The 4,707-nt window shown below is 73.7% G+C and carries 3 protein-coding genes and 1 pseudogene; 1 reads left to right on the top strand and 3 read right to left on the bottom strand.

Going from position 1 to position 4,707, the window contains the following annotated elements:
• Positions 1-79 precede the first annotated feature (79 nt).
• The 3 genes from ACYVE9_RS16140 to ACYVE9_RS16130 form a co-directional block, all read right to left on the bottom strand.
• A complete protein-coding gene (locus ACYVE9_RS16140) occupies positions 80-2,179 on the bottom strand; it encodes a SpoIIE family protein phosphatase (RefSeq protein ID WP_461028551.1) in 2,100 nt (699 codons plus the stop codon).
• Position 2,180: 1 nt separating this feature from the next.
• The gene (locus ACYVE9_RS16135; RefSeq protein WP_461028552.1) at positions 2,181-3,332 is read right to left on the bottom strand and encodes an acyl-CoA dehydrogenase family protein; all 1,152 of its coding nucleotides are present in this window, start codon (positions 3,330-3,332) and stop codon (positions 2,181-2,183) included.
• Positions 3,333-3,637: 305 nt separating this feature from the next.
• Positions 3,638-3,928, bottom strand: a complete 291-nt coding sequence (locus tag ACYVE9_RS16130) for an Atu4866 domain-containing protein (protein WP_461028550.1) — start codon at positions 3,926-3,928, stop codon at positions 3,638-3,640.
• A gap of 313 nt (positions 3,929-4,241) precedes the next feature.
• On the opposite strand from ACYVE9_RS16130, the pseudogene ACYVE9_RS16125 reads away from it, so the two are divergent.
• A pseudogene (locus ACYVE9_RS16125) lies at positions 4,242-4,707 on the top strand (Atu4866 domain-containing protein); the annotation flags it as partial.

Below are 4,707 nucleotides of genomic sequence, written 5' to 3'. Positions count from 1 at the left end.
AAAGCGGCCCCGGAAAGCGGCCCGGGGGCGACGGGGTGAACAGGCCGGGAACCGGAGACGGGTCCCCAGCGGTTCCGGCCTACCGGGGCGGTTCCGACGCGGAGCCGGACGCCACCTGCGCCGATCGCTCGGGGGCCACGGCGGTGAGCGCCAGGACGGCGAGGTCGTCGCGCAGTCGGGCGCCCCAGCGGCGGCGGGCGTCGGTCAGCATGGCCGTGACGAGGTCGTCGGAGGCTGTGCTCTTCCGTACCGGGGTCGCGGTGACGAGCGCGGCGAGGTCCTCGGGTTCCCGTTGGCTGTCGGCGCCCGCGCCCTCGGTGAAACCGTCGGTGTACAGCAGCAGTGACTCGCCGGGCCGCAGTTCCCGTTCGCTGACCGGGTGGTGCGGGGTGTCCAGGACGCCCAGCAGGGGGCCGTGCAGGCGGAGCAGGCTGGTGTGGCCGTCCGCATGGCGCAGGAGCGGCGGTGGGTGCCCGGCGGAGGCCAGGCGGAGCCTGGCCGGGGTGCGGGAGGAGTCCAGGACGGCGTAGACGAGCGTGCAGAACGGCGTGTTCTCGCGTTGCAGGGCCCGGTTGATCAGGGGGAGGACGTACTCGGGGTCGCTGGTGTGCTGGGCGGCCGTCCACAGCGTGTGGCGCACGAGACCGGTGATGGCCGCGGCGGCGGGTCCCTTGCCGCAGACGTCCCCCAGGACCAGGACGTGGCAGCCGTCCGGGGCGGTGAAGGCGTCGTAGAAGTCGCCCCCGATGTGGAGTCCCTGGCCGAAGGGGATGTAGCGGGCGGCGAGATCGAACCCGGGCAGGTTCTCCAGGTGCGGGGGGAGCAGGGGGTGCTCCAGGGCCTGGGTGGTGGCGTGCAGGCGGTGCAGGAGCCAGTCCTGCTGAACACCGACGGCTATCTGGTCGGCGAGGTTCTCCAGGGTGGTGCGGGTGGATCCGGGCAGCGCCAGCCGGCTGGTGAGGGCCAGGACGCCGATCTGCTGGCCCGCGGTGATCAGCGGGTAGCCGGCGAACGAACCGCGTGCCGAAGTGGGGCCGCGGCCGGACTGCGGTGCCGCCGGGGACGTGGCGGCGTCGAGGTGGGGACGGCGCAGGGTGAACACCTGCTCCACCAGGCTGCCTTGGGCATCCTGGCAGGAGTCCGGACTCGTCGGCCCACCGTCACCGCCGGTGCACGAGGTGTGGGCCAGCCGGCCGCTCTCCTGCACCGTCCAGATGCACACCCGGTCGGCGCCCAGCCGGTCGGCTGTGGCGCGCACGCAGCGGTCGAGACGCTCGGGCAGCGGTCCGGACTCGTTCATGGCGGCGGCCACCTCTGCGGTGAGCAGGGCCTGGCCGGTGCGTTCGGCAAGTTTGCGCTGGGCGTGCAGGCGGTCGGTGACGTCGTCGGCCAGGACCAGAACGCGGGCGATGCCGTCCGCGTCCAGGATCCGCTGCGCGGCGATGCGCAGTGCCTGAGAGGTGCCGTCGGAACGGGTGCGTTCGAAGACCGCGTCGGCCTCGGCGGTCTGCGTGCGAGCGGCGGAGGTCAGGTGCTGCCGCAGTGCGGTGCGCTCCTCGGCGGGGAACAGGTCGGTGAGCGGCCGGTGCAGGATCGCGCTCTCGGTCAGCTCCAGTGTCGCCGCGGCGCGGCGGTTCCACGCGATGACCGCCTCGTCGTCGAGCATGAGGGCGCCGATGGGGGCCTGGGTGAGGAACTGCCCCATCAGCCGCTCGCCGAGCTGCCGTTCGATCGCCGTGCTGCCGGCGGACAGTTGCCGCTGCGCGCTTGCCTGGGTCGCGGCGTGGGCCCGGCGGCCCAGCAGGGCCTGCAACAGGTGGGTCACCACGTCGGGCAGGGGCCGCATCCGCTCGTGCACCCGGGCGACGACGTCCGCCGGGAACAGGAGCGGCAGGGTGGCGAGCCTCGACTCCGTGGCAGGGGCGGCGACCACGGCGACGGCCAGGTCGGCCGCGTCCGGGCGCAGCGAGTGGACCACACCCACGGGGGCGGGCACGTCCTGGGCGAGCACGACCACTGTCGGGCGGCGATCACCCGGCGTTCCGTCGGCGTAGGCCAGCACGTCGGCGGCCGTGGTCTCGACGACCTCCGCGACGTCCGCCAGCTCGCCGCGCAGGGCACGCGCCGTGGCGCCGTCCGTGTCCACCAGCAGGACCCGGGGCAGAGGGTCCGGACGCATCTCAGCCCTCCAGCAGGGGTTCGTCCAGCAGGGCACGCCCGGCCCACACGCGCAGCATGTCGGTGCCGGGGGACATCACGTGGGCCGCGCGGGCGTCACGGAGCATGCGGTGCAGGGGGGACCTCTCGCCGTAGCCGATGCCGCCGACGAGGGTGAGGGCGTCGTTCACGGTCGCCTCGGCCGCGTCGGCGACCTCGGCCTTGGCCGAGGCCAGGCCCAGCAGCGCCTCCGGTCCGCCGATGTCCGCCTCGGCGGCGGCGTGGTAGATCAGCCGCCGGGTCCGCTCCACCCTCGCCCACATGGTGCCCAGACGGTGCTGTACCACCTGGTGGCCGGAGGGGGGCCGGTTCGGCCGGCTCTGGTTGCGGCGCAGCAGGTGGGCGCGGGCCTCCTCCAGGGCGGCTGCGGCGACGCCGAGGTAGGTGCCCGCCATGGCCATCAGGAAGTAGGGGGCGACGACGTGGAAGACGTACCAGATCTCGTCGCCCTCCTCCCCCAGGAGGCACCGGTCGGGGATCTCCACGCCTGGCAGGTTCAGTCCGCGTGAGGCGTTGCCGCGCATACCGAAGCCCCGCCAGGACCCGCCCCACTCCAGGCCGGGTGTGGCGGCGTCCACCACGGTGCAGGAGAACTGCCCGGGTGGCGTGTCCGGCCCGACCGCCACCGCGGACAGCACGTAGGAGTCCGCGTGGGCGGCGTTGGTGACGAAACTCTTCGCGCCGGTCAGGCGCAGCCGTCCCGTCCCACCGCGCTCCATACGGGTCCGGGGCAGCCAGAACTCCCCGCCGGTGGCCGGTTCGGACAGGGCCAGTGTCGTCAGGTGCTCTCCCGCCGCGATCGGCTTCAGATAGTCCTCGCGCTGGCGGTGGCCGGCCTTGGCGGCCAGCACCGCCGAGCCCACCAGGTGCATGCCGAAGCAGATCGACGTGGACGCGCACGCCCGTCCGGTCGCCTCACCGACCTGTGCGACCGCCAGCAACCCGTGCCCCATGCCGCCGGCTTCCTCGGGGACCACGAGCCCGCCCAGCCGTCGCTGCAGAGCCCGTACGCCCTGCTCCGGCCACTGCTGCTGCTCGTCCACGGCTGCCGCACGCGGGGCCAGGACCTCTGCTGCGGTCTCCCGCGCCACGGCCACCGCGGCACCCAGTTCCATACGTGTCACCGCTGTACTCCGCCCCATCGCGAGCCTGCCGCTTCACAGGAGGCTCCTGCGAAATATTGCCGGACGGCACATGACGGCCACTCTAACGGCCGTCACGGCGGGGCAGGGGCGGGCACCGGCGACCCGGCGGAGCGGCGAGTGCTCGCCGTGGTCCCGGACGGTGGGTACGGGCAGGCCGGCGCCCGGACGCGGAGCCCGACCGGGGCACCGGCCCGCGCATCCGGCGGGCCGCTGGGCCGCCGTGGGCGTGCGCGCACCGCCGGTGGCGGCTCAGGCAGGCCGCACCTGGATCCCGGTCATGATCGGGTTCCACGCCGGGCGCGCGGGTCGCCCTCGCGGTAGAGCACGAGGTGCTCGTGGAAGAGAACGTCGTCGCGGACGTCGCCGGTGGCGGTGAAGCCGGTGTCGTCGACGTAGTCGAGGTGACTGCCGGTGACGGTGTAGCGGCCGGTGTAGGCGCTCCGGCGGTTGCCGCGGGCCTCGTCGTAGCGGCCGTTCGGCAGCAGTTCCTGGCGGATGTAACCGTCCGCGGTCACCCACATCCCGACGTACGGGTGCGGATCGCGGGTCGTGTCGTTGCTGGTCATGGCTCCACCCTCGGCCCCGCGGCGGAAGGTGACCAGGCCGCCGTCCTCCCGGGTGCGGGGTTCCCGGGTGCCGCGCACCCACCGTCGCCTCCGGTAGCCCCGACCGGGTCCACGCCTCGCTCGCACCGGCGGGCGGACGCCCTTCATGGGTGCGGTGGCCCCGGGGTCACGGCGGCCTGGTTCCGGTCACGGAACGCGCCGAAGCTGATGGCACAGAAGCCGCCCGGCGATCTTCGTCGCCCGCTCGGCGTGCGGCGGCGCACTTCGCGCCTCGCACACATCTGTCACTTCGAACCCCTCTGAGGAGCGAGCAATGAGCACCACCACCGACACGGACGTCGCGGGCTGGAACTCCAAGGCCCTGGACGAGATCCTCTCGGACGACTCGGGACGCCCCGTCCTGTTCACCAACGCCCGCATCCTGACGACGGATCCGCTGATCGGGACCATGACCGGTGCCGACATCCTGTTCGTCGGCTCCATGATCGTGGCGGTCGGCCCGTCCCTGTTCACCGCGGCGGAGGACGACAACGCCATCGTCGTGGACTCCACCGGAATGACCATCGTCCCCGCCGTCGTCGACACCGTCGCGCTGGCCGGCGGCCGCGGCGAGCGCTCGCAGTACGTCGCGACGCTGACCCCGGGCAACAACAGCGACCTGCTGGTGGTGCCCGACGAGTTCGGCGCCGACGTTCCGAGCGCCCTGGCGACGCTCATGTCCCGCCCGGAGCAGGTCCGCGCGCTGGTCGCGGCCGGCCGCCCCGTGCTGTGGGCCGGCG

Source organism: Streptomyces sparsus, assembly GCF_054776295.1.
Note: the sequence above shows the minus strand (reverse complement) of the source record. Positions and strands in the feature narration are given on the sequence as shown.

Bases quoted from the DNA above. Each gene is read 5' to 3' on its own strand.
- ACYVE9_RS16135 (WP_461028552.1), bottom strand. From the start codon at position 3,332: ATGGAACTGGGTGCCGCGGTGGCCGTGGCGCGGGAGACCGCAGCAGAG.
- ACYVE9_RS16140 (WP_461028551.1), bottom strand. From the start codon at position 2,179: ATGCGTCCGGACCCTCTGCCCCGGGTCCTGCTGGTGGACACGGACGGC.
- ACYVE9_RS16130 (WP_461028550.1), bottom strand. From the start codon at position 3,928: ATGACCAGCAACGACACGACCCGCGATCCGCACCCGTACGTCGGGATG.